Here is a 23,911-nt window from a genome sequence, read left to right on the forward strand (position 1 = left end):
GCGCGCGGCGGCGTCAGTTCAGCGCCTTGATCTTGGCGAGCAGTTCCTCGGTGTCGAGCGGCTTCGTGACGTAGTCGCGCGCGCCCTGGCGCATGCCCCAGACGCGGTCGGTTTCCTGGTTCTTGCTGGTGCACATGATGATCGGCACGTCGGCGTAGAGCGGATCGCGCGAGATCGCGCGGGTCAGCTGGAAGCCGTTCTGCCCGGGCATCACCACGTCCATCAGGATCAGGTCCGGCTTCTCCTCGGCCAGCCGGCGGAAGGCATCCTCGGCGTTCTCGGCGGTGCGGACCGCGAAGCCCTTCTTCTGGAGCAGGTCCGTCATGAACATCAGCTCGGTCTTGGAATCGTCCACGATCAGGACGTTACGAATCGCCATCACATCACTCCTTCTTTGGCCCCGAACTGCTTCACCGTCTGCAGCAGCTGGTCCTTGGTAAACGGTTTGGTGAGGTACTCCTGCGAGCCCACCATGCGGCCGCGCGCCTTGTCGAAGACGCCGTCCTTGGAGGACAGCATCACGACCGGCACCGATGCGAACTTGGCGTTGCGCTTGATGATGGCGCAGGTCTGGTAGCCATCCAGCCGCGGCATCAGGATGTCGCAGAAGATCAGGTCGGGCGCGTAGTCGTTGACCTTGGCGAGCGCATCGAATCCGTCTTCGGCCAGCACGACTTCGTGGCCACCCTGCTTCAGGAAGATCTCGGCGCTGCGGCGGATGGTGTTGCTGTCGTCGATCACCAGCACCTTCATTCCGGTCGTGCTCACTTGGTGCTGCTCCTCATCCTGTTACTGCCTCACGGACTCCATGTGCGAGCATGGAACGCCGCCGCCCGTCGCTTCAAATCTGGACCATCTCGAAGTCTTCCTTGCGGGCGCCGCACTCGGGACAGGTCCAGTTCATGGGCACCTGCTCCCAGGGAGTGCCCGGAGCGATGCCGTGGTCGGGCGCGCCGGCGGCCTCGTCGTAGATCCACCCGCAGATCAGACACATCCAGGTCTTGGTATCGGTCACAGCTTAAAGGGGCTTCGAATAGAATGCAACGATTGTATCGAGGCCCTTCGCAGCTCCGCCGCCAGAGCGCCCCGGTGGCTGGAAGAATCAGGCCTATGACAAACCCCAACTTGCCGCAAGCCCCTCAGGACGCCGACGACAGCGAAGGCGACGCCGGCAACCCCGCGTGCGTGATCGTCTTCAACGCGAGCGATCCGAGCGGCGCCGGCGGCCTCGCCGCCGACGTCAGCGCCATCGCCTCGGTGGGCGCCCACGCGCTGCCGGTGGTGACCGGGGCCTATGCCCGCGACTCCGCGGAAACCTACGACCACTTCGCGTTCGAGGAGGACGTGGTGGCGGAACAGGCCCGCGCGATCCTCGAGGACGTGGCCGTGCAGGTGATCAAGGTGGGCTTCGTCGGCAGCCCTGAAACAATCAGTACCATCGCCGAAATTGCGTCAGATTACGCAGAGGTGCCGCTCATTGCCTACATGCCCGACCTGTCGTGGTGGGACGAGGGCCAGATCGACCTGTACCTCGACGCGTTCCGCGAACTGATGCTGCCGCAGACGACCGTGTTGGTGGGAAACCACAGCACGCTCTGGCGCTGGCTGCTGCCGGACTGGAGCAGCGACCGCAGCCCCAGCGCGCGCGACATCGCGAAGGTCGCCGGCGACCTGGGCGTGCCATACACGCTGGTGACCGGCATTCCGCTGCCCGAGCAATACATCGACAACGTGCTGGCCACGCCGCAGGCCGTGCTGGGCAGCGAGAAATTCGAGCGCTTCGAAGCGGTGTTCTCCGGTGCCGGCGACACGCTCTCGGCCGCACTGGCGGCGCTCGTGGCGAGCGGCACCGACCTGGCGGGCGCCGCCACCGAGGCGCTCGCCTACCTTGACCGCTGCCTCGATGCGGGCTTCCGGCCCGGCATGGGCAACGTCGTCCCCGACCGCCTCTTCTGGGCCCAGCCCGAAGGCGAACCCGAAGAACTCACTCCCGAGGAAGTGCAGGCCCTGCAGGTCCTCGACATGCCAGCCCATGACACCAAGCACTGACCGCAACCAGACCCTCTTCGACCGCGCCCGCGAGCTGATTCCCGGCGGCGTCAATTCGCCGGTGCGCGCGTTCCGCGCCGTCGGCGGCACGCCGCGCTTCGTGCAGCGGGCGCAAGGCGCCTCGTTCTGGGACGCCAACGACAAGCGCTACATCGACTACATCGGCTCCTGGGGGCCGATGATCCTGGGCCACGGCCATCCCGCCGTCGTCGAGGCGGTGCAGCGCGCCGTGCTCGAAGGCTTCTCCTACGGCGCGCCGACCGAGCGCGAAGTGGAACTGGCCCAGGCGATCATCGACCTGGTGCCCTCGATCGAGATGGTGCGGCTGGTCAGCTCCGGCACCGAGGCCGCAATGAGCGCCATGCGGCTGGCGCGCGGCGCCACCGGCCGCAGCAAGCTGATCAAGTTCGAGGGCTGCTACCACGGCCACGCCGACGCGCTGCTGGTGAAGGCGGGCTCGGGCCTGGCCACCTTCGGCAACCCGACCAGCGCCGGCGTGCCGCCCGAGGTGGTGCAGCACACGATCGTCCTCGAATACAACAACATCCAGCAGCTCGAGGAAGCGTTCGCCCGGCACGGCGCCGACCTGGCCTGCCTGATGATCGAGCCGATCGCGGGCAACATGAACTTCGTGCGCGCCAGCGTGCCGTTCATGAAGCGCTGCCGGGAACTGTGCACGCAGCACGGCGCCCTGCTGGTGTTCGACGAGGTGATGACCGGTTTTCGCGTCGCCCTGGGCGGCGCCCAGAGTGTCTATGCCGGCCTGATCCCGGGCTTCCGCCCCGACCTCACCGTCATGGGCAAGGTGATCGGCGGCGGCATGCCGCTGGCGGCGTTCGGCGGCCCGCGCGCGATCATGGAGCAGCTGGCGCCGCTGGGCCCGGTCTACCAGGCAGGCACCTTGTCCGGCAATCCGGTGGCGACTGCCTGCGGACTGGCGACGCTGCAGCAGATCGCGAAACCGGGATTCTTCGACGGCCTCGGCGCGAAGACCCGCCAGCTGGTGGACGGGCTGAAGTCCGCCGCGGCGGCCGAAGGCGTGCCGTTCAGCGCCGACTGCCAGGGCGGCATGTTCGGCTTCTTCCTGTTGGCCGAACTGCCGCAGAACTATTCGCAGGTGATGAAGAGCGACTCGGCACGCTTCAACGTGCTGTTCCACGGGCTGCTCGATCGCGGCATCTACATCGCGCCGGCGCTGTACGAGGCCGGCTTCGTCAGCTCGGCGCATACCGACGAGGACATCGCGCAGACCGTCGCGGCGGCGCGCGAGATCTTCAAGGGGCTAGAGGCTAGAGGCTAGAGGCTAGAGGCTAGTGAGAAACCGCCGCCGGAGCACGGGCTGCTTCCCTAGAACCTAGCCCCTAGAACCTAGCCCCTGCATTTCCGCCACCTCAGTGGCGGAAATGCCGCACTCCCGAAAACACCATCGCCACGCCGCGCTCGTCGGCGGCGGCGATCACTTCCTGGTCGCGCATGCTGCCGCCCGGCTGGACGACGCAGGTGGCGCCGGCGTCGACCACCACGTCCAGCCCGTCGCGGAACGGGAAGAACGCGTCGCTGGCGACCGCCGTCCCTTGCAGGGAGAGCCCCGCATGCTGCGCCTTGATGCTGGCGATGCGTGCCGAGTCCAGGCGGCTCATCTGGCCCGCGCCGACCCCCATCGTCATGCCGTCCTTGCAGAAGACGATCGCGTTCGACTTCACGTACTTCGCGACCGTCCAGGCGAACAGCAGGTCCTCGATTTCCTGGCGCGTCGGCTGCTTCTTCGTGACGACCTTCAGCTCCGCGGCCGTCAGTTCGCGGATGTCGGCCGTCTGCATCAACAGGCCCGAGCCGACGCGCTTGATGTCCAGCGCATTGCGGCCGGCGTCCCAGCCGCTGCGGCCGCCGGCCGGCAGCTCGATGCGCAGCACGCGGACGTTCGCCTTCGCCTTGAGGAGGTCCAGCGCCTCGGCACTGAAGTCCGGCGCCATCAGCACTTCGACGAATTGCTTCGAAACGGCCTGGGCCGCGGCCAGGTCCACCGGCCGGTTGAAGGCGATGATGCCGCCGAAGGCGGATGTCGGGTCGGTCTGGAACGCCTTGGAATAGGCCTGCAGCGCGTCCTTGCCGATGGCGACGCCGCACGGGTTGGCGTGCTTGACGATCACGCAGGCCGGCGCATCGAAGCTCTTGACGCATTCCCAGGCCGCGTCGGCGTCGGCGATGTTGTTGTACGAGAGCTCCTTGCCCTGCAATTGCCGTGCGGTGACGAGCGAGCCGGGGGCCGGCCGCAGGTCGCGGTAGAACGCCGCCTGCTGGTGCGGGTTCTCGCCGTAGCGCAGGTCCTGCAGCTTGACGAACTGCATGTTGGCCTGCCGGGGGAAGGCGGCGCGGGCGCCGCCCTCCTCGATGGAGGAGAGGTAGTCGCTGATCGCGCCGTCGTAGTTGCTGATGCGGTTGAACGCGGCGACCGCCAGCGCGAACCGGGTGCGCTCCGACACCTTGCCCTCGGTCCTGAGTTCCTCGATCACCTTCGGGTACTGGCTGGCGTCGGTGAGGACGGCCACGTCCTTCCAGTTCTTGGCCGCCGACCGCACCATCGCCGGGCCGCCGATGTCGATGTTCTCGATCGCGTCCTCCAGCGTGCAGCCGGGCCTGGCGACAGTGGCTTCGAACGGATAGAGATTGACGACCAGCAGGTCGATGGTGTCGATGCCGTGCGCCTGCAGCGCCGCCATGTGCTCGGGCAGGTCGCGCCGCGCCAGCAACCCGCCGTGGACCTTGGGGTGCAGCGTCTTCACCCGCCCGTCGAGCATCTCGGGGAAGGCAGTGACTTCGGCCACTTCGGTCACCGGCAGGCCCTCCTGCGCCAGCAGCTTCGCGGTGCCGCCGGTGGAGATCAGCCGCACGCCCAGGCCATGCAACGCCCTGGCGAGTTCGACGATGCCGGTCTTGTCCGAGACGGAGATGAGTGCGTTCATGATTTCAACAGTCTGTGTTCGACGAGTTTCTTGCGCAAGGTGTTGCGGTTCAGGCCCAGCCACTCGGCCGCCTTCGACTGGTTGTTGTCGGCCTTGGCCATCACCACTTCCAGCAACGGCTTCTCGACCACCTTCACCAGCATTTCGTACAACCCGTCCGGCTCGGTGCCCCGCAGGTCACGGAAATAGCCTTCGAGGCTGGCGCGCACGCACTCCTCGATGTGTTTCTTGCTCATTGACTACCTGCCTTCGCCGCGAGCGCCGACACTGCGGCCGCCTGCCTGCGGTTCATGCGCTGGCCTCCAGCGCCTCGTCCTCGCGGTGCGCCGCCACGGCGGGCATCCGGTCCATGCGAGCCCCGAGCTCTTCGAAGAAGTCACCGACGGCGCGCAACTGCGCCGCCGCGTCCTCGATGCCGTTCATGGCGGCGCGGAACGCATCGGCGCCGGGCAGCGCCTTCACGTACCAACCGATGTGCTTGCGCGCGCTGCGGACGCCCGTGTACTCGCCGTACAGCTCGTAATGGTCCTGCAGGTGCTCCAGCAGCAGCCGCCTGACTTCGGCCACCAGCGGCGGCGCCAGGTGGGTGCCCGTCGCCAGGTAATGCGCGACCTCGCGGAAGATCCAGGGCCGACCCTGCGCGGCGCGGCCGATCATGATCGCGTCGGCGCCGGTCGCCCGCAGCACCGCCTGCGCGCGCTCCGGCGTCGTGATGTCGCCGTTCGCCACCACCGGCACCCGCACGGCAGCCTTCACGGCCGCGATGGTCTCGTACTCGGCGACACCGCCGTAGCCCTGCTCGCGCGTGCGGCCATGCACCGTGAGCATCTGCACGCCGGCGTCCTCGAACGCGCGGGCCAGACGCACGGCGTTCCTGTGCGCGTGCGACCAGCCGGTGCGCATCTTCAGCGTCACCGGGACGCCGTGGGGCGCGCACGCCTCGACCACGGCGCGAGCGATGGCCACGGCCAGCGGCTCGTCCTGCATCAAGGCGGAACCGGCCCACTTGTTGCAGACTTTCTTCGCCGGGCAACCCAGGTTGATGTCGATGATCCGCGCACCGCGGTCGACGTTGTAGGCGGCAGCCTCGGCCATCATCAGCGGATCGGTGCCGGCGATCTGCACCGCGACCGGTCCGGGCTCGCCGTCGTGGTTGGCGCGGCGCGAGGTCTTGAGCGTGTGCCACAGGTCGCGGCGCGAAGTCACCATTTCGCTCACCGCATACCCGGCGCCCAGGCGGCGGCACAGCTGCCGGAAGGGCCGGTCCGTCACGCCCGCCATCGGCGCCGCGAACAGGTTGTTCGCGAGAGGATGGGGACCGATGTTCATGGCGCGTGCTGCTGAAAAATGAGGCACGATTGTATGCGGTGGCGATTTCAGCAATTGAAATCAAATGCCTCCGCGCGCCTACAGGCCGCGACCTGCTGCGCTGCCTATACTGGACCGAGCATGCACCCTTTCCACCGCCTCGCCCTGCACCGTCTCCTGAGCGCGCCCGCGCTCCGGCGGCGCCACCCGATCCACTGACATGCCGCTGTGGCTCACGTCTGCCTTCGACATGCTGGCGTTGCCGCAGTACGGGCTCAGCACGCTGTTCGTCGCCGCCTTCGTTTCCGCGACGCTGATTCCGGTCGGATCGGAACCGGCGCTGTTCGGGCTGCTGCAGCTCAACCCGGACCTGTTCTGGCCGGCGGTCCTCGTCGCCACCGCGGGCAACACGCTGGGCGGGGCCGTCGACTGGTGGATGGGATACGAGGCGCACCACCTGGTCGACAAGTACCGGCATTCGCGCACACACATCAAGGCGATCGACTGGCTGGAACGGCTCGGCCCCAAGGCCTGCCTGCTGGCCTGGCTGCCGCTCATCGGCGACCCGCTCTGCGCCGTCGCCGGCTGGCTGCGGATGCCGTTCTGGCCCTGCCTGGGCTACATGCTGATCGGCAAGCTGCTGCGCTACGTCATCATGACGTCGGTGCTGCTGCACATGTTCCCGGCCGGCAATTTCGTCCGGTGATGCGCGCCGTCAGACGTTGAACAGGAAGTTCAGCACGTCGCCGTCCTTGACGACGTACTCCTTTCCTTCGCTGCGCATCTTGCCGGCGTCCTTCGCGCCCTGCTCGCCCTTGCAGGCGATGAAGTCGTCGAACGCGATCGTCTGTGCGCGGATGAAGCCGCGCTCGAAGTCGGTGTGGATCACGCCGGCGGCCTTCGGCGCCGTGTCCCCGACGTGGATCGTCCAGGCCCGCACTTCCTTCACCCCGGCCGTGAAGTAGGTCTGCAGGCCCAGCAGCCTGAAGGCGGCGCGGATCAGGCGATCGAGCCCGGGTTCGTCCTGGCCGATCTCGGCGAGGAACATCTGCTTGTCCTCGTCGCTCATGTCGGCCATCTCGGCCTCGATCTTGGCGCAGATGGCGACCACCGGGGCGTTCTGCTTCGCGGCGTACTCGCGCAGCCGGTCCAGGTAGGGGTTGTCCTCGAAGCCGTCCTCGTGCACGTTGGCGACGAACATCGCCGGCTTGGCCGTGATCAGGAACAGCTGCTTCAGCAGCGCGCTCTCCTCGTCGTTCAGACTCAGCGTGCGCACCGGCTGGCCGGCGTCGAGGCAGGCCTGCACCTTGGTGAGCACCTGCACCAGCTTGGCCGCCTCCTTGTCGTTGCCGGACTTGGCCGCCTTGGTGTAGCGCTGCAGGCTCTTCTCCACCGTACCGAGGTCGGCCAGGCACAGCTCGGTCTGGATCACCTCGATGTCGGAGACCGGGTCGACCTTGCCGCTGACGTGCACGATATTCGGATCGTCGAAGCACCGCACCACGTTGACGATGGCGTCGGTCTCGCGGATGTGCGCCAGGAACTGGTTGCCCAGGCCCTCGCCCTTGCTCGCCCCGGCCACGAGCCCGGCGATGTCGACGAACTCCACGATGGCCGGCACGATCCGTTCCGGCTTGACGATCGCCGCGAGCTGTTGCAGGCGCGGGTCGGGCAGTTCCACGATGCCGACGTTCGGCTCGATGGTGCAGAAGGGATAGTTCTCCGCGGCGATCCCGGCCTTGGTCAAGGCATTGAACAAGGTGGACTTGCCCACGTTGGGCAACCCGACGATCCCGCACTTCAGACTCATGACGCTTCCACCACAAACAAGGGCGAAAGTGTACCCCCGGGCGCCGGTCAGTCCGCAGCCGCGTCCACCTGCTGGCCCACGCGCAGCGTCTGTTCCACGCCGCGCGCCACGATCGCGTTCATGCCGAACGCCGCCTTGCCGGCGATCAGGTCGTTGCGGCGGTACTGCATGAGCGTCGCCAGCACGTGCGGCGATACCTCCCCCGTCGCCGGATCGATGTTGGGGATGGGGCAGCGCCCGCACGGCTTGACCAGCCGCAGTTCCACCGGCTCTGCGGCCGCGATCGTCATCCGCGCCGCTCGGTCTTCCTCGTGGGCCGGCAGCCCGGCCAGCACGATGTTGGGCCGGAAGCGCTCGATGCCCACTGGCGCATGGCCGGCGGCGCCCAGCCGGCCGTTGAGCTCGTCGACGGCGGCTTCGCCGAGGACCAGGAGCGGAAAGCCGTCGCTGAACTGGTTGAGCGCTTCCGCGCCGCTGGTCCAGCGGGCATCGGAGAGGCGCCGCTGCTCGGGGTCGAAACGCACGAGGCGCAGCGGCTGGCCCAGGAAATCCGTGAACCACTGCGCCGCCACCGCGCCCATGTCGTACGCGGCGACCTCGTCTCCCCAGACCCGGACCTTGACCGGCTCCTCGACCGAGTCGATCGACAGGTGCAGCGCCAGCATGCCCGGCGCGCGCAGCACCACCTCGCTGTGCCTGATCTGCGGCCGCACCAGCGCCATCCGCGGCAGCTGGCGCTGCGTGACGAACCGGCCTTCGCCATCGACCACCATCCAGGCGCGGTCGAGGTCGAGGCCGGTCTCCGTGAGCAGCGCCTCGCGCACCTCCACGCCGGCGCAGGATTTGACCGGATAGACGAAAAGGCGGGCGATCCGTGCCCGGACGGCGCTGGCGGAAGAGTTCATCGCTAGTGTCCTGTCCCAGAAATATCTGTGCTCTCGCTGGTTCGTAGCGGGCCGCAGGCAAGGCGCGGGCGCCGGCCAATACTTGACGTATTGGCCGGTGACCGTAACGCGGCATGCGGCCCGCTACGAGCCAGCCCGAAGGGTTCGGCGCCTGCGGGGCCCTCGGCGGCCGTCCGAAACGGGTCCAGACGTCCAGTCTGGACCCGCTCCGGCCAGCCACCGATGATCCCCGCATCCATCCGAACGAGAGTACAGATATTTCTGGGACAGGGCACTGGGCTGCTGACGGGCAAGCCGCGATTGTGCCCCGCTCCTACAATCCTTCGCATGGCGATCGCTCCTGACGTGTGTATTCGCGGTGCCGGCATCGTCGGCCGCACCCTGGCCCTGCTGCTTGCGCGCGAGCGCCTGCGGGTCGGACTGGTGCGCGAGCACGCCCCGCGCACCGGCGCCACGAGCGACGTGCGGGCCTACGCGCTCAACGCATCTTCGCGCGAGCTGCTCGAACGCGTGCGCGCCTGGCCGGACGAGCAGCACGCCTGTCCGGTGCTGGGCATGGAGGTCCATGGCGACGAAGGCGGGCAGGTGAGCTTCGACGCCAAGGACACGGGCGCTGCTGCGCTGGCCTGGATCGTCGACGTCGATGCCTTGCAGCAGCGGCTGGCAGACGCCCTGCGTTACCAGCCACTGGTGGAGTGGCTGGACGCGCCCGTGCCCGCGCCGCTCACGGTGGTCTGCGAAGGGCGCCACAGCGCCACCCGCAGCGAATACGGCGTCCAGTTCGGCATTCGCCCCTATCCGCAGCGCGCCATTGCCGGCCGGCTGCACTGCGAGAAACCGCACGGACACGTGGCGCGGCAGTGGTTTGCCAACGGCGAGATCCTGGCCTTCCTGCCCCTGCACGGCGGGCCGGCGCCGGCCGCCGGGAACTCGGTGGCGTTCGTCTGGTCAGTCGATGAGCACCGCGCGCCGCAACTGCTGGCCCACGCCGATACCCTGTTCGAGAGCGAGCTGGGCGCCGCCAGCGAACACGGGCTGGGCAAGCTGACGCTGTCCACCGAGCGCGCCTGCTGGCCGCTGCAACTGGCGACGGCCGACCGCTGGTGCGGCCCCGGCTGGGTGCTCGCCGGCGACGCGGCGCACACAGTGCACCCGTTGGCCGGCCAGGGCCTGAACCTGGGCCTGGCGGATGCGGGGGAGCTGGCGCAGGTGCTGCACCAGCGCGAGTACTGGCGCAGCGTCGGCGACCTGCGGCTGCTGCGGCGCTACGAACGCGCGCGCAAGGCCGACGTGCTGGCGATGGGCGCCACCACCGACGGCTTGCAGCAGTTGTTCGCGCAGACGGCGACCCCGTGGGCGCAGCTGCGCAACTGGGGAATGACGGGATTCGACCGCACCGGTTGGCTCAAGCAGTGGGTGGCCAGGCAGGCGATGGGACGGCTTTGACTTTGGAAGCGAAGGACACATGAGATTCAACCGAACCGCTGCGCTGGCAGCCACGCTCGCCGCCGCGCTGCTCGCCGCGCCGGTTCAGGCCCAGGAAGCCACCATCCGCAAGAACCTGGCGGAGCGGGTGCCGCAGTTCCAGAAGATCGACGAGGTTCGCAAGACGGAAATGCCGGGCCTCTACGAAGTGCGGATCGGCACGGACATCCTGTACAGCGATGCCGAAGGCAACTTCCTGATCAACGGGCAGCTGATCGATACCCGCGGCAAGCGCAACCTCACCGAGGAGCGCATGGAGAAGCTGCTGGCGATCGACTTCTCGGCCTTGCCGCTGAAGGACGCGTTCACGATCGTGCGCGGGAACGGCAAGCGCAAGCTGGCCGTCTTCGAGGACCCGAACTGCGGCTACTGCAAGCGCTTCGAGCGCGACCTGCAGAAGGTCGACAACGTCACCGTCCACATGTTCCTGTACCCGATCCTGGGGCCGGATTCGGTCGAGAAATCGAAGAACATCTGGTGCACCAGGGACAAGGGCAAGGCGTGGCTGGACACGATGCTGCGCGAACAGCCGCCGGCGGCGGCCTCCTGCGACACGAGCGCCCTGAACCGCAACCTCGAGTTCGGCAAGAAGCACAAGATCAGCGGCACGCCGACCCTGATCTTCGCCGACGGCACCCGAGTGCCGGGTGCCGTGAGCGCGGCCCAGGTCGAGAAGATGCTCGCCGAGGCGAAGTGAACGCCGGCCGCATGGCGCGGCCGTCCGCGCGCCCGCCGCAGCCCGGCGGTTGCGTATAGTCCCTCGATGCCCAGCCTGTTCCCGCCTCGCAGCGCCAGCGTCCATTACCGGGTGGAAGCGGCCGACCTGCACGCCCACCTGTTCCACGTCACCCTCTGCATCGACCAGCCGGCGGCGCAACAGCGGGTCTCGCTGCCGGCGTGGATCCCCGGCAGCTACCTGGTGCGCGAGTTCTCGCGCCACCTGCAGCGGCTGTCGGCCCGGCAGGATGGCCGGCACGTCGCCGTGCAGCAGCTGGACAAGTGCACGTGGCAGGTCGAATGCGTCCCGAGCACGCAGCTGCTGCTCACGTACGAGGTGTACGCGTTCGACACCTCGGTCCGCACGGCCTGGCTGGATGCGCAGCGCGGCTTCTTCAACGGCACCAGCCTGTGCCTGCGGGTGCACGGCCAGGAGAAGCTGGTGCACTCCATCGAACTGGTCGCCGACAAGGCGATGGCCCAGTGGCAGGTCGCCACCGGCCTGCTGCCGCACAAGGTCGGGCGGCACGGTTTCGGCACCTACCTCGCGACCGACTACGACGAGCTCGTGGACTGTCCGTTCGAACTGGGGCCCTTCTGGAGCGCGGAGTTCAGGGCCGGCGGGGTGCCGCACCGCGTCGTCGTCTCGGGCGCGGCCGAATCCTTCGACTCGGCCCGCCTCGTTGCCGACATGCAGAAGATCTGCGAGGCCCAGATCCGCTTCTGGCACGACCGCAAGCGCCCGCCGCACAAGAACTACCTGTTCCTGCTCAACGTGGTCGACGACGGATACGGCGGCCTGGAACACCGCAACTCCACGGCGCTGATCGCCGCGCGGCGGGACCTGCCGCGCGTGGGCGAGCCGCGCCAGTCCGACGGCTATGTCACGCTGCTCGGCTTGATCAGCCACGAGTACTTCCACACCTGGAACGTCAAGCGCCTGCGGCCCGCGGAATTCCTGCGCTACGAGTACGGCCGCGAGAACTACACGCAGCTGCTCTGGTTCTTCGAGGGTTTCACCAGCTATTACGACGACCTGCTCCTGCGGCGCGCCGGGCTGCTCGACGACGCCGCGTACCTGAAGCTGCTGAACAAGACCATCAACCAGGTGCAGCAGACGCCCGGGCGCGAAGTGCAGTCGGTCGCGCAATCGAGCTTCGATGCCTGGGTGAAATACTACCGGCAGGACGAGAACACCGGCAACGCGACGGTGAGCTACTACACCAAGGGAGCGCTGGTCGCGCTGTGTTTCGACCTGACGCTGCGCGCCGAAGGACACACGACCCTCGACGAGGTGATGCGCGCGCTGTGGCAGCGCTGCAAGGCCGGGCCGATGACGGAAGCGGATTTCGCCGCGGTGCTCAAGGAACTCGGTGGCCGGTCGTTCAGCCGCGAGATCGCCGCGTGGGTGCACGGCACGCGCGAGCTGCCGCTGGCCGAGCTGCTGCCCGCCCACGGCGTCGGCGTGAACGAAGAGCCCGCCGCATTGCAGCAGCGGCTGGGGTTGCGCATGGCCGAGACCCCGCCCCTGCAGATCAAGACGGTGCTGCGCGGGGGCGCCGCCGAGCAGGCGGGCCTCGCGGCCAACGACGAATGGATCGGCGTGGAAGTGGCGGGCACCGGCTGGCGGCTGGCGAAGCTGGACGACCTGCCGCTCTATGCCGGCGCGCACCGCAAGCTCACGGCGCTCGTCGCCCGCGACCGGCGCCTGCTGCGGCTGGAGCTGAACCTGCCGGCCGCCGCCACTACCTGGAGGCTCGTCCTGCGTGATGCGGCGCGGGCCCAGCCGTGGCTGGCGCCGGCCGCCTGAGCGGCCGCACCGCGCGGCGCTGGCTCGCGCTGCTGGCCGCGGTGCTGCTGCTGCACCTGGCGGCGCTCGACTGGATCGGCCGCCGGCTGCAGCACACCGGCTTGCTGCAGCCGCTGGCCGAGCCGATGTTCACGCGCGTGCTCCAACCGCAGGCGCCACCCGAGCCGCCCGCTGCAGCGCCGGCGCCGGCTCCGGCGTCCACCCGTCCCGCAGTGCGCACGGTCGCACCCGCCGCGCCCAAACCGGCGGCGCCGGCCTCGACGCCGGGCGAGGCCGAACCGCTGCCGGAACCCCCTGCCCCCGTCGCGGAGGCGACCGAGCCGTCACCGCTGGAGGAAGTCGCCGCCGCACCGGTGGTGCCGGCGAGTGCCCCCGCCGTCGCGGACCGGGCGCCAGCCGCGCCGCCGGCGGCCGAGGCCGCTGCGCCCCCCAGCCTCGAGGGCTGGCCGCTCGACACGCGCGTCAACTACCGCCTCGGCGGCGCCTTCCGCAGCGGCGACCTGCACGGCGACGCCCGCGTGCAGTGGCTGCGCCAGGACGACCGCTACGAAGTTCGCATCGACATCGACGTCACCCTGCTCGCGCGGCTGGTGATGACCAGCCAGGGCGCGGTGACGCCGCAGGGGCTCAAGCCAGAGGTGTACGAAGAGCAGCGCCGCAGCGGCGTGCGCCGGGCGACGCTGCGCGAGGGGACCATCCTGCTGGGCAACGGCGAGGTGGTGCCGCGGCCGGCCGGGGTCCAGGACACCGCCAGCCAGTTCGTGGAGCTGAGCCACCGCTTCGCGAGCGGCCGCGAACGGCTCGAAGTAGGCCGCAGCGTCGAAGTGTGGCTGGCCCGCCCCGGCCACCTGGCGCTGTGGACCTACGACGTCGTCGCGCGCGAGACCCTGCAGACGCCCGGGCTGGGCCCGGTCGATGCGTTCCACCTGAAGCCGCGGCCGCTGGCCAATCCGCGCGGAAACATCACGGCGGAGATGTGGTTCGCCCCGAGCCTGCAGTACCTGCCCGTACGCATCAAGGTCAACATGGACCCGGCCTATGTCGACCTGATGGTCGAGAGCATCGAGCAGCGCTGAGGCGCCGACTCACAGCTTGCGCTGGTCGACCACCCGCCTGGCCTTGCCCAGGCTGCGCTCGATGCCGCCGGCGGGGCGCAGCTCGATCCGCGCGGAGGTGCCGATGTAGGTCTTGATCTCGTGCGCCAGCGTCGCGGCCGCCTCCGTGGCTTCCGGCGAGCCGGGCGACAGGTCGGGGCGGGTCTCCACCGCCACCGTCAACTCGTCCAGCGGTCCCTCGCGCGTGAGCACGCACTGGTAGTGCGGCGTCAGTTCGCCGCGCTTGAGGATCAGCTCCTCGATCTGCGTCGGGAACACGTTCACGCCGCGCACGATCATCATGTCGTCGCTGCGGCCGGTGATCTTCTCCATGCGGCGCATGGTCCGCGCGGTGCCGGGCAGCAGGCGCGTCAGGTCCCGCGTGCGGTAGCGGATCACCGGCAACGCCTCCTTGGTGAGGCTGGTGAAGACCAGTTCGCCGAACTCGCCGTCGGGCAGCGGCTTGCCGGTCTCCGGGTCGACGATCTCCGGGTAGAAATGGTCTTCCCAGATGGTCGGGCCGTCCTTGGTCTCGACGCATTCGTTGGCGACGCCGGGCCCCATGACCTCGGACAGGCCGTAGATATCCACCGCTTCGATCTCCAGCCGGCGCTCGATCGCGGTTCGCATGTCGTTGGTCCAGGGCTCGGCGCCGAAGATGCCCAGTCGCAGGCTGGTGCGCGCGGGGTCGAGCCCCTGGCGCTCCAGCTCGTCGGCGATCGCCAGCATGTAGCTGGGGGTGACCATGATGATGTCGGGCCGGAAGTCGTGGATCAGCTGCACCTGTCGCTCGGTCTGGCCGCCGCCGAACGGCACCACGGTGAGCCCCAGGCGCTCGGCGCCGTAGTGGGCGCCGAGCCCCCCGGTGAACAGGCCATACCCGTAGCTGACATGCACCAGGTCGCCCGGTCGCGCACCCGACGCACGCAGGCTGCGGGCCATCAGGTCGGCCCAGAGGTCGATGTCGGCGCGGGTGTAGCCGACCACCGTGGGCTTGCCGGTCGTGCCGCTGGAGGCGTGGATGCGCACGCACTGTTCGCGCGGCACCGCGAACATGCCGAACGGGTAGCTGTCGCGCAGGTCCTTCTTGGTCGTGAAAGGAAACTTCGCCAGGTCGGCCAGCGACTGGCAGTCCGACGGCCGCACGCCGGCCGCATTGAACTTGGCACGATAGACCGGCGAATTGGCGTAGGCGTGTTCCAGCGTCGCCCGCAGGCGCTTGAACTGCAGCGAGCGCAGCTCGTCGACGCCCGCCGTCTCGATCGGTTCGAGGGGAAAGTGTCTCATCCCGCGTTCTCCAGGACATGTCCCTTGATCTGCGTGCTCTTGCCGCGGAACAGCGCCACGACCTCGCCGCGCTGGTTCACCACCCGCATGTCGTACACCCCGTGCCGGCCCTGCAGGACCTGCTCCTGCCCCTCGCAGGTGAGCACGTCGCCCAGGTGGGCCGGCTTCAGGAAGTCGATGCTGCAACCCGACGCCACCGTCGCATGGTTGCGGCTGTTGCACGCATACGCGAAGGTCGAATCGGCCAGCGTGAAGATGAAGCCGCCGTGGCAGATTTCGTGGCCGTTGAGCATTTCCTCGCGCACCACCAGCCGCAGCACCGCGCGTCCCGGCCCGCACTCGACCAGTTCCATCTGCATGAATTCGCGCGTGGCGCGGTCGGACGCGAACATGCTCGCGGCCACCTGCGCGGCGAGCGCCTGCGGATCGCGCCCCATCACTCGCCCTTGAACCGGGCCGGGCGCTTCTCGCGGAACGCCATCACCCCCTCGATGTAGTCGTGGGTGCGGCCCAGGGCCGACTGGGTGTCGCGCTCGAGATCGAGCTGCGCGTCGAGTTCGTTGCTGGCGGCGGCACGCAGCAGCTTGCGCGTCTCGACCAGCGCCTTCGTGGGCAGCTCCGCCAGCCGCTGTGCCAGCTTCAGCGCCGCGTCCATGCAGTCTTCGCCCTGCGCCGCCACGTCCCAGATCATCCCCTGGTCCTTCGCCTCGGCGGCCGTGAGCTTGTCCCCCAGCATGGCGCAGCCCAGGGCTCGGGCGAGTCCGAGCCGCTTCACGAGGAACCAGCTGCCGCCCGCGTCCGGGACCAGGCCGATCCTGCTGAAGGCCTGGATGAACACGGCGCCCGGCGCCGCCACCGCCAGGTCGCAGGTCATCGCCAGCGACGCGCCGGCGCCGGCCGCGACGCCGTTGACCGCGGCGACCGTCGGCACCCTCAGCGCCTGGAGTTTGCGCACGGTGGGGTTGAACGCCTGGTCGATGACGGGCCCGGGGTCGGCGCGCTCCACGAGGTTCGGCCCCGGCTCGAAGTCGAATTCGGCGAGGTCGGCGCCGGCGCAGAAGCCGCGGCCCGCGCCGGTGATCACGAGCGCCCGCACGCTGGCGTCGGCCTCGATCCGGTCGAGCGCCGCCCACAGTTCGCGGTGCATGGCGCGCGTGAAGCTGTTGAGGGACTGCGGCCGGTTCAGCGTGACCACGGCGACGGCGCCCCGGGTCTCGTACAGCACGGTCTGTTCGGTCATGGTTCTCCCTTGTTTTCGTCGCCGGCGCCCGCGTCGCGCGGCGCCCGTCTCCTGTGCCGCATGACTCTATCACCGCCGCGCCGCGGTCCGCGGCCGCGCCGCTTCGCTATAGTTCCCGCGCAACTTCCAGGAGAAATGTGATGGCGTACGAGCTCATCGAAGTGCGGACCGAAGCGGGCAAGGTCGGCATCGTCACCTTGAACCGCCCCAAGCAGCTGAACGCCCTCAACAACCAGTTGATGGACGAGCTGGGCGCGGCGCTGAAATCCTTCGATGCCGATCCCGCCATCGGCTGCATGATCATCACCGGCAGCGAGAAGGCCTTCGCCGCCGGTGCCGACATCGGCGCGATGGCCAGCTGGTCGTTCAAGGACGTCTACAAGGACGACTACATCACGCGCAACTGGGAGACCATCCGCGGCATCCGCAAGCCGGTGATCGCCGCCGTGAGCGGCTTCGCACTGGGCGGCGGGTGCGAGCTGACGATGATGTGCGACTTCATCATCGCGGCCGACAACGCGAAGTTCGGCCAGCCAGAGATCAAGCTGGGCATCATCCCCGGCGCCGGCGGAACCCAGCGCCTGCCGCGCGCCATCGGCAAGGCCAAGGCGATGGACATGGCCCTGACCGGCCGCATGATGGATGCGGCCGAGGCGGAGCGCTCCGGCCTGGTCAGCCGGGTGGTGCCGCTGGACAAGCTGATGGACGAGGCGCTCGCTGCGGCCCTCGTGATCTGCGAGTTCTCGCAGATCGCCGTGATGGCGGCCAAGGAGTCGGTGAACCGGGCTTTCGAGACCGGCCTGTCGGACGGCGTCATGTTCGAACGCCGGATGTTCCACGCGCTGTTCGCCACCGCCGACCAGAAGGAAGGGATGGACGCTTTCGTGAACAAGCGCAAGGCGCAGTTCCGCAACGAGTAGGCGGAACGCCGGAGCAGTTCCGGGGTCAATCGGCGGTGCCTGCCGATCGTGCCCGGCTTCGCTATAATGGCGGGCTCGGCGCTTTAGCTCAGTCGGTTAGAGCGATGGAATCATAATCCACAGGTCCGCGGTTCGAGTCCGTGAAGCGCCACCAATCAGCCCGGAAACCCGCACCAGCACACGCTGGGGCGGGTTTTTCACTTCCAAGGCCGGTGGTCCAAGCGGTGGGCCAATGCCGACCATGCGAAACGCCGTCCCGCACCTGCACCGCGACCGCCACGGAACCTTCTACTTCCGCATCACCGATGGCGGGAAAACCATCAAGCGGTCCCTGCGGACCAAGAATGTTGAGCTTGCTACGATGCGAGCAGCTTGCCTCAACTACGAATGGGATGCGATGAACCGCAGAACCGAGCCGACCGTCGCCGAGATACAGCAAGCCCTCTCCGAGGGCCGCATCAAGGAATTCGATGTGGAGCTGCCCAACGGCGTCAAGTTGAAGAACATCAACAACGACGACGATGCGCGAAGGGCCAAGGAGTTGCTCGCCAACATCGGCCCCATCTCGCAGCCCAGTGCCACACGGGCCATGATTCCGGAGCCGCCTCGCACGCTTGGTCCCGTGCTCCGCACCGCGACGAAGGCATTCGTCAAGGAGCTGCGGACCTCCAAGCTGCACAAGGCCAAGGGCATCGAGGACAAGGAGGCGACCTATGAGCAGTTCGCCACGCAGTTCAACAACCCCAAGTGCGGCGAGATCGACAAGGCCATGGTGCTCGCCTTCAAGGAAGCCCACTTGAAAAACGCCGGAGCTGGGCGCGTCAACACGAAGATCGGACACATGTCCGTGTTCTTCGATTGGGCCATCGGGCATGGCTTCGCCGATGCGAACCCGTTCACCGGCACGCGCATCGGCAAGAAGTCGCAGCTGGTGAAGGGCGTGCAGTCGTATGAGCCGTTCACCGCTGGCGAGTTGAAGTTGATCTTCAACCCGAAGACCTATCCCGAGTATGCGACGAAGGCTCACTTCCACTGGTTGCCGCTTCTGCTCCTCTACTCCGGTGCTCGCCCGGAGGAACTCGCGAGCATGCCGCTGGACAACGTTCGCAGCGAGGGCGGCATTGACTACTTCGCAGTGGCCTCGGGGAAGAACTCCAACAGCATCCGCAAGATTCCCTTCCACAAGGTCATTCGCAACTCCGGGTTCCTTGCATACGTGAAGATGCGGCGGAAGGTCGACCCGGGCGGGATGCTGTTCCCCGATCTCGCTCCCAGCAAGAACGGCTATTGCAAGAACGTCTCCCGGCGTTTCAATGAGAGCTACTTGCCGCAACTGCGAATCACGGAGAGCACGAAGCGGTTGTATAGCTTCCGCTCCACCTTCATCACACGCATGACCGAGTTGAACGTCAACCCCGGCATGCTGATGGCCCTCGTCGGCCACTACGAGCAGACCGCCGTCGATCTGAGCAGCCCGCACTTCAAGAACTACCAGGGCACGAAGCTGTTGACGGCGTTGCAGTCCACCATCGACCTGTTCGACGTCAAGATTTCGCTGACGCTCTGACGCTGCCAAGCGGGCGTTGACAGGCGCCCTGGCACGCTGCGAGGCTGGTGCTCAGGAGGACCACTCTATGAGCACTGCACTCGCACCCAGCCCCGATCTGCTCGCGGTGGACCTGCTCCGTATGCAGATGGAGTCGATGCCTGCCGAGGACTTGCAGGAACACATCGACGCACTCCGTGCGGTGCTCGTCGCGTTGGTGGAATCGCGCCATCTGCGACCCCACATTAGTCTCACAGCAGCCGCCAACCTCGACCGGCTGATTCGCAAGCTGCAAGCGAAGTTGCCGTATGCCCTGGACCTCCTGTGCAGCCTCCGCGTTACCGCTGCGTGGCTCGATGCCGCACGGCAGGCCGAAAGTGAAAAGGCCGGCAGCGAGTGCCGGCCTTCGCGTCTGGATGCTTGATGGCTCACGCCATCGCAGCTTCCGCGTCTGCTCTCGCTACTTGCTCGCACTCTCGTTGCTGCACCTGCTGGTGATCGCGAAGCGACTTCACCTTGCCCTTCCATCCATAGGACGATTCCAGCCGAAGCGAGCCGTGCTCGCCGTCGATCAACACCTTGCGTTCGCGTAACTCCCTAATAGCCCGCGTCACATTCGGGCGCTGCATCGACAAGGCTGCTGCGATTTCGCTGTGAGTCGGGCGAACATAGTTCTCGAATTCCATTTCGCTCATGAGATACAGCAAAACTCGCATCGACTCGCCTCGGAGCGGCTGCTTTGCCAACATCGCCAACCCATCTTGCATCGCCATAAACCATCCCTCCTTCATTCGCAATCGTCGTGGGACATAGACCATGTCTCCATCATCAATCACCTCTCCGGTATCGCTGTCAAGCAGCTTCACTCGCGTCGGGTGTTTCGTCTTCATCGCCTGCCTCCTCTGGTTGGTATCCGTGAAGATTCATAGGAATCTCACGCGATACCAACGAAGTCAAGCTCTCCCTCTGAGAATTCCTTTCTCTTTATGCCTATGGAAGTGACGCAATGGCTTATGCCGCCGTTGCGTCACTGATCTCGCTGCTTGCACAGGCGTGCAGCAGCGAAGCGCGAGCGGCGGCGCCGCTCGCCGGGCCGGACACCGTCGGCTCGCTGTCGCTCGCGAGCACGATCAACGCGTCGCGTTGTTCGTGCTGCGCGGATCGTGGCTGTTGATCCCTGCCCCACCGGGCAGGGCGAACAACCGAGCTTGCTCGGTGTAGTGAGTAGACCGACCTGCCGGGCGGTCGTGTCATCTTGGCTTCGCGGCGGTATCCATGTCTCATGACTGCACCCGCCGCTCCCGCATACGCCGTGCTCCGCGTGCACGCCAAGAAGGCGAAGACCATGGCCGCGATTTCCGCCGCGTCCGAACACCACATGCAAAGCGAGCCGTCCCCGCACCATGACCCGCGTTCCGGTGCGCCGCTGGTGCTGCACCTTGCGGCGGGCAAGACTCCGTATCAGGCCGCTCGCCACCTGCTGCAAGGCGTCGAGCGTCGCAATCGCGAGACGGTGCTGTGCCGCGAGGTAGTGCTGTCCGCGAGTCCTGGCTACTTCCGGCCAGGACGAGAGGAGCAAGCGGGAGTTGCCGACCCTGAACGGTTGAAGGCATGGACCGTCGCAACCCTCGCTTGGGTGAGGCGGCAATGGCCCGATCAGGTCGCCTCCGTCGTGCTACACGGTGCAGGCAGAGAGTCAACCCCGCATTGCCATGTCCTCGTGGTTCCTCGCGTGCGTGCTGATGGTGGATGCAAGCTGAATAGCAAAGCGCTCTTCGACCGTGCGAGGCTTCGTGAGTTGCAGTCCTCGTATGCAGAAGCTCTCGCACCACTCGGCATTCGGCGAGGCGAGCCGGGGAGCGAAGCGAAGCACTCGGAGGTAAAGCAGTTCTACGGCGTTGTGCAAGCTGCGAAGCAGATGCCCAGGCGAGCACCGCTGCCACCAGCGCCGAAGGCGCCGATGCCGCCCGCCAAGCTCTCGGTGCGAGTCTGGTCCAAGATGCTTGGCGTGCTCGGAATCGAGTCGGACCATGACCGTGCAATGCGAGCACACCGCCAGCAGCTCGCAACATGGCGGCAGGAGGTTCGTTCGATCATGGAACAGAATGAACAGGCTTGGCAGACCCTGCGAGCTGCTGCGTCCTTCGCGCCGCTCGCTCGCAAGGGCCACCACGCCCCGCGCGAGCCGCTGCTCGCACCGCCCGCGCCGGTCAGGTTGCAACCAAGGCACCAACCGCCACGGTAGCTCGTCTCCCGTAGGGGCAAGCCGCTGGCAGAGCTACTCATGCGCTCGAAAAAAGAGCACACTGAGGCTCCACCACTTTGCGTGGTGAGGAAGGCTGCGCCATGCATGAATTCTTGATCCACAATCGCGCCGAGCTCATAGAGCGCTGCAAAGCGAAGGTTGCTCTCCGTCCGCTGCGCTCTGCCACACCGGAGCAGCTGAAAAACGGCATTCCGCTTTTTCTGGAGCAGTTGATACGGACACTGCAAGCGGAATCGGAAGGCGAGTCCGGAGAGAGCATTCGGATTTCGGGTGCGTCCGGCGGCGGATCCTCGAGCACGGTGTCCGAGATGGGCTTGACTGCTACTGCGCACGGCAAGCGACTGCTGGAACTCGGCTACTCGGTCGACCAAGTTGTGCACGCCTACGGAGACTTGTGCCAAGCCATCACCGATACGGCGGTCGAGCGGGATGCACCATTCACGGTGGACGAGTTCAGAACGCTCAACCGCTGCCTTGACAATGCAATTGCCGAGGCGGTGACGGAGTTCAGCGTCCAACGCGACCTTGCGACGGCACGCCGTTACTCGGAGGAATCCAACGAGCGACACGGCTTTCTCCTCCACGAGTTGCGCAACTCCCTGCACACCGCCAGTCTCGCGCTGACGGCTCTGGAAACCGGCAAATTGCCGATTGCGGGTGCGACCGGGGCCGTGTTGCGACGCAGCCTGGTAGCGCTGACTTCGCTCGTCAAGCATGCGTTGGACGAGGTCCGTGTTGCCGCTGCACTTTCAGACGACAAGGAAGTCTTCTCGCTGGCTTCGTTCGTTGCGGATGCCGGTAGCGCCGCACTGCTCGACGCGAATGCACGCGGCTGCTCCTTCATCGTGCGAAACACCATTGACCCGGATATCGAAGTTGAAGGCGAGCGTGAGCTTCTTCTCGGAGCGGTGATGAACCTCGTGCAGAACGCCTTCAAGTTCACGCGCCCCGGGACGGAGGTTTCGCTGAATGCGCACGCAACCAGTGATGGCATCGTGTCGATCGACGTCGAGGACCGGTGCGGCGGCCTTCCCCCCGGCGTCGCCGAAATGATTTTCAGGCCCTTCACCCGTCGCCATGGGGACAAGAGCGGACTCGGCCTCGGACTCTCCATTGCTCGGCAGAATGTCGAGGCAGTTGGAGGCACTCTGACGGTGAGTGACTTGCCCGGGAAGGGATGCGTGTTCACGATTACCCTTCACAGACACAAGCACCACTTCGCGGCAGAAGCACCAGGGAAGTAAGGATGCATACAGGCCCCGTGGTGCACCATCTGGCACAATCGCTGGTCCGATCAACTCTCTGCCCGCTGCGAACGCAGTGCCTCGGAGTTTCCGACTGAGCGGCACCGCTTCTGGAATTGGGGGGCACCCTTTCCCTGAAGCGCCACCAGACCAGAAGAGGGTGACCGGCAGCAGCCGGCCACCCTCTTCGTTTTTCCGGCCTGCCTCTCGCGGCGCAACAGGCGGTCACCCATCTTTCGGTTCCGGGGCCGGTGCAGCCCCGCATCGCCCCTACAGTTCGCGCTCCCCGGCCGCCGCGAACTTGCCCCGGCCACGACCCGCTTTCGCGCTATCCCGCTCCGGACCCATGGCCACTGTCCAGTTGCTTTCCTCCACCGACATGCTCAACGGCGAGCCCTGGCAAGGCCAGGTGACGTCCGCCAGCGGCAGCCAGTTCACGGCCGGAACACCGCCGGTCGCCATCACGTTCACCGGCAGCTTCGCGCTCAGCAGCGCCGGCCTCAGCGGCATCGTCGACGGCGCGGTGCAGACCAGGAACGACGTCCAGCAACTGCTGATCTCCGGCCTGGCCGAGGACGCCGCCGCGGTCCAGGGCGTTCTGGCGCCCGCCCAGAGCCGGCCGGAGCTCTATGCCTGGCTGCTGCGCGCGGACGACACCGTCACCGGCAGCATGCAGCCCGACCTGCTGGCCGGTTTCCGCGGCACCGACACGCTGGATGGCGGCGCCGGCATCGACGGCGCGTTCTACAGCGGTGAGCGCGCCGGCTACCAGGCGACGAAAACCGGCGGCGCCTGGCAGGTGGTGGATCACAGCGGGCTCGACGGCGTCGATACGCTGGTCAACGTGGAGCGGCTGTCGTTCGAGGACGTGTCGGTGGCGCTGGACCTCGAAGGCAACGCCGGCACCGTCGCGCGCATCCTGGGCGCCGTCTTCGGCCGGCACGCCGTGGCCAGCACGGAACTCGCCGGCATCGGCCTGCGGCTGGCGGACACCGGCACCACGGCCGAAGCCCTGGTGCAACTGGCGCTCGACCACCGGCTCGGACCCTGGCACACCACCGACGACGTCGTGAACCTGCTCTATACCAACGTCACCGGCACACCACCACCGCAGCAGCAGCTGGCGGTGTACCGCGGGTGGCTGGACAGCGGCCTGTACAGCGAGGCCAGCCTGGGCCTGTACGCGGCGCAGACCGGCGAGAACGAGGCCGGCATCGGGCTGGCGGGCCTGGCCCAGACCGGGCTCGCGTTCGTCTGACGCCCGGAG

At 67.3% G+C, this 23,911-nt stretch carries 26 protein-coding genes and 1 tRNA gene; 15 read left to right on the forward strand and 12 right to left on the reverse strand.

The window, feature by feature from the left end; translation table 11 throughout:
• Positions 1–13: 13 nt before the first annotated feature.
• The 3 genes from RAMLITH_RS18055 to RAMLITH_RS18065 all read right to left on the reverse strand — a co-directional run bounded on the left by RAMLITH_RS18055 (position 14) and on the right by RAMLITH_RS18065 (position 994).
• A complete protein-coding gene (locus RAMLITH_RS18055) occupies positions 14–379 on the reverse strand; it encodes a response regulator (protein ID WP_168108840.1) in 366 nt (121 codons plus the stop codon).
• On the reverse strand, positions 379–753 hold the full coding sequence (locus RAMLITH_RS18060) for a response regulator (RefSeq protein ID WP_168108976.1): 375 nt from the start codon (positions 751–753) through the stop codon (positions 379–381). Before RAMLITH_RS18060 ends, RAMLITH_RS18055 begins: the two co-directional genes overlap by 1 nt.
• An 88-nt stretch (positions 754–841) precedes the next feature.
• A complete protein-coding gene (locus tag RAMLITH_RS18065; RefSeq protein ID WP_181956435.1) occupies positions 842–994 on the reverse strand; it encodes a rubredoxin in 153 nt (50 codons plus the stop codon).
• A gap of 116 nt (positions 995–1,110) precedes the next feature.
• On the opposite strand from RAMLITH_RS18065, the gene thiD reads away from it, so the two are divergent.
• Both thiD and hemL read left to right on the forward strand, forming a co-directional pair.
• A complete protein-coding gene (gene thiD / locus RAMLITH_RS18070) occupies positions 1,111–2,049 on the forward strand; it encodes a bifunctional hydroxymethylpyrimidine kinase/phosphomethylpyrimidine kinase (protein WP_168108842.1) in 939 nt (312 codons plus the stop codon).
• The gene (gene hemL, locus RAMLITH_RS18075) at positions 2,033–3,349 is read left to right on the forward strand and encodes a glutamate-1-semialdehyde 2,1-aminomutase (RefSeq protein WP_168108843.1); all 1,317 of its coding nucleotides are present in this window, start codon (positions 2,033–2,035) and stop codon (positions 3,347–3,349) included. The genes thiD and hemL overlap by 17 nt, the downstream gene beginning before the upstream one ends.
• 91 nt (positions 3,350–3,440) lie before the next feature.
• Here the strand turns inward: hemL and purH are convergent, their stop codons facing one another.
• From purH to dusB, 3 genes are read right to left on the reverse strand one after another with little or no spacing between them, the layout of a single operon-like run.
• Positions 3,441–5,012, reverse strand: coding sequence for a bifunctional phosphoribosylaminoimidazolecarboxamide formyltransferase/IMP cyclohydrolase (purH, locus tag RAMLITH_RS18080; RefSeq protein ID WP_168108844.1), 1,572 nt, complete (start codon positions 5,010–5,012; stop codon positions 3,441–3,443).
• Positions 5,009–5,248 carry a Fis family transcriptional regulator gene (locus tag RAMLITH_RS18085; protein ID WP_168108845.1) on the reverse strand — a complete coding sequence of 80 codons (240 nt, stop codon included), beginning with the start codon at positions 5,246–5,248 and terminating at the stop codon, positions 5,009–5,011. Before RAMLITH_RS18085 ends, purH begins: the two co-directional genes overlap by 4 nt.
• A 52-nt stretch (positions 5,249–5,300) precedes the next feature.
• Positions 5,301–6,341, reverse strand: a complete 1,041-nt coding sequence (dusB, locus tag RAMLITH_RS18090) for a tRNA dihydrouridine synthase DusB (protein WP_168108846.1) — start codon at positions 6,339–6,341, stop codon at positions 5,301–5,303.
• A 199-nt stretch (positions 6,342–6,540) separates the two neighbouring features.
• On the opposite strand from dusB, the gene RAMLITH_RS18095 reads away from it, so the two are divergent.
• The gene (locus RAMLITH_RS18095) at positions 6,541–7,026 is read left to right on the forward strand and encodes a YqaA family protein (RefSeq protein ID WP_168108847.1); all 486 of its coding nucleotides are present in this window, start codon (positions 6,541–6,543) and stop codon (positions 7,024–7,026) included.
• 9 nt (positions 7,027–7,035) lie between these two features.
• On the opposite strand, the gene ychF is transcribed toward RAMLITH_RS18095, so the two are convergent.
• Complete coding sequence (gene ychF, locus RAMLITH_RS18100) at positions 7,036–8,130, reverse strand: redox-regulated ATPase YchF (protein ID WP_168108848.1); 1,095 nt, start codon at positions 8,128–8,130, stop codon at positions 7,036–7,038.
• A 47-nt stretch (positions 8,131–8,177) separates the two neighbouring features.
• Positions 8,178–9,035 (reverse strand): MOSC domain-containing protein, encoded by an 858-nt coding sequence (locus RAMLITH_RS18105; RefSeq protein WP_168108849.1) that lies wholly within the window; start codon positions 9,033–9,035, stop codon positions 8,178–8,180.
• A 327-nt stretch (positions 9,036–9,362) separates the two neighbouring features.
• Here RAMLITH_RS18105 and RAMLITH_RS18110 point away from each other — a divergent pair, with 327 nt between their 5' ends.
• The 4 genes from RAMLITH_RS18110 to RAMLITH_RS18125 all read left to right on the forward strand — a co-directional run bounded on the left by RAMLITH_RS18110 (position 9,363) and on the right by RAMLITH_RS18125 (position 14,123).
• Positions 9,363–10,481 carry an FAD-dependent monooxygenase gene (locus RAMLITH_RS18110; RefSeq protein ID WP_168108850.1) on the forward strand — a complete coding sequence of 373 codons (1,119 nt, stop codon included), beginning with the start codon at positions 9,363–9,365 and terminating at the stop codon, positions 10,479–10,481.
• A 19-nt stretch (positions 10,482–10,500) separates the two neighbouring features.
• Positions 10,501–11,217, forward strand: coding sequence for a DsbC family protein (locus tag RAMLITH_RS18115; RefSeq protein ID WP_168108851.1), 717 nt, complete (start codon positions 10,501–10,503; stop codon positions 11,215–11,217).
• Positions 11,218–11,283: 66 nt separating this feature from the next.
• Positions 11,284–13,047, forward strand: a complete 1,764-nt coding sequence (locus RAMLITH_RS18120; RefSeq protein ID WP_168108852.1) for a M61 family metallopeptidase — start codon at positions 11,284–11,286, stop codon at positions 13,045–13,047.
• On the forward strand, positions 13,026–14,123 hold the full coding sequence (locus tag RAMLITH_RS18125) for a DUF3108 domain-containing protein (RefSeq protein WP_168108853.1): 1,098 nt from the start codon (positions 13,026–13,028) through the stop codon (positions 14,121–14,123). The genes RAMLITH_RS18120 and RAMLITH_RS18125 overlap by 22 nt, the downstream gene beginning before the upstream one ends.
• A gap of 9 nt (positions 14,124–14,132) precedes the next feature.
• Here RAMLITH_RS18125 and paaK read toward each other — a convergent pair whose 3' ends face one another.
• Genes paaK through RAMLITH_RS18140 form a run of 3 tightly spaced genes read right to left on the reverse strand, consistent with a single transcriptional unit; the run spans position 14,133 to position 16,668 of the window.
• Positions 14,133–15,428, reverse strand: coding sequence for a phenylacetate--CoA ligase PaaK (paaK, locus tag RAMLITH_RS18130; RefSeq protein ID WP_168108854.1), 1,296 nt, complete (start codon positions 15,426–15,428; stop codon positions 14,133–14,135).
• On the reverse strand, positions 15,425–15,865 hold the full coding sequence (paaI, locus tag RAMLITH_RS18135) for a hydroxyphenylacetyl-CoA thioesterase PaaI (RefSeq protein WP_168108855.1): 441 nt from the start codon (positions 15,863–15,865) through the stop codon (positions 15,425–15,427). The genes paaK and paaI overlap by 4 nt, the downstream gene beginning before the upstream one ends.
• Positions 15,865–16,668 carry an enoyl-CoA hydratase-related protein gene (locus RAMLITH_RS18140; RefSeq protein WP_168108856.1) on the reverse strand — a complete coding sequence of 268 codons (804 nt, stop codon included), beginning with the start codon at positions 16,666–16,668 and terminating at the stop codon, positions 15,865–15,867. Before RAMLITH_RS18140 ends, paaI begins: the two co-directional genes overlap by 1 nt.
• A 140-nt stretch (positions 16,669–16,808) precedes the next feature.
• On the opposite strand from RAMLITH_RS18140, the gene RAMLITH_RS18145 reads away from it, so the two are divergent.
• The 4 genes from RAMLITH_RS18145 (at position 16,809) to RAMLITH_RS18160 (ending at position 19,558) form a co-directional block, all read left to right on the forward strand.
• The gene (locus RAMLITH_RS18145) at positions 16,809–17,588 is read left to right on the forward strand and encodes an enoyl-CoA hydratase (RefSeq protein ID WP_168108857.1); all 780 of its coding nucleotides are present in this window, start codon (positions 16,809–16,811) and stop codon (positions 17,586–17,588) included.
• 77 nt (positions 17,589–17,665) lie between these two features.
• Positions 17,666–17,742 (forward strand) — tRNA-Met (locus RAMLITH_RS18150).
• Between the two features lie 87 nt (positions 17,743–17,829).
• Positions 17,830–19,155 carry a site-specific integrase gene (locus tag RAMLITH_RS18155; protein ID WP_168108858.1) on the forward strand — a complete coding sequence of 442 codons (1,326 nt, stop codon included), beginning with the start codon at positions 17,830–17,832 and terminating at the stop codon, positions 19,153–19,155.
• A 67-nt stretch (positions 19,156–19,222) separates the two neighbouring features.
• Complete coding sequence (locus RAMLITH_RS18160) at positions 19,223–19,558, forward strand: hypothetical protein (protein WP_168108859.1); 336 nt, start codon at positions 19,223–19,225, stop codon at positions 19,556–19,558.
• 4 nt (positions 19,559–19,562) lie between these two features.
• On the opposite strand, the gene RAMLITH_RS18165 is transcribed toward RAMLITH_RS18160, so the two are convergent.
• Positions 19,563–20,024, reverse strand: coding sequence for a helix-turn-helix domain-containing protein (locus RAMLITH_RS18165; RefSeq protein ID WP_168108860.1), 462 nt, complete (start codon positions 20,022–20,024; stop codon positions 19,563–19,565).
• A 116-nt stretch (positions 20,025–20,140) separates the two neighbouring features.
• Here RAMLITH_RS18165 and RAMLITH_RS18170 point away from each other — a divergent pair, with 116 nt between their 5' ends.
• From RAMLITH_RS18170 to RAMLITH_RS18185, 4 genes are all read left to right on the forward strand, one after another.
• Entirely contained in the window at positions 20,141–20,308 is a 168-nt protein-coding gene (locus tag RAMLITH_RS18170) for a hypothetical protein (RefSeq protein WP_168108861.1), read from the forward strand.
• Between the two features lie 108 nt (positions 20,309–20,416).
• Positions 20,417–21,379 carry a plasmid recombination protein gene (locus RAMLITH_RS18175; RefSeq protein ID WP_168108862.1) on the forward strand — a complete coding sequence of 321 codons (963 nt, stop codon included), beginning with the start codon at positions 20,417–20,419 and terminating at the stop codon, positions 21,377–21,379.
• A gap of 101 nt (positions 21,380–21,480) precedes the next feature.
• Positions 21,481–22,644 carry a sensor histidine kinase gene (locus RAMLITH_RS18180; protein WP_168108863.1) on the forward strand — a complete coding sequence of 388 codons (1,164 nt, stop codon included), beginning with the start codon at positions 21,481–21,483 and terminating at the stop codon, positions 22,642–22,644.
• A gap of 346 nt (positions 22,645–22,990) precedes the next feature.
• Positions 22,991–23,902 carry a hypothetical protein gene (locus tag RAMLITH_RS18185; RefSeq protein ID WP_168108864.1) on the forward strand — a complete coding sequence of 304 codons (912 nt, stop codon included), beginning with the start codon at positions 22,991–22,993 and terminating at the stop codon, positions 23,900–23,902.
• Positions 23,903–23,911 lie beyond the last annotated feature (9 nt).

This window comes from Ramlibacter lithotrophicus, assembly GCF_012184415.1.
GTDB classification, from domain to species: Bacteria; Pseudomonadota; Gammaproteobacteria; order Burkholderiales; family Burkholderiaceae_C; genus Ramlibacter; species Ramlibacter lithotrophicus.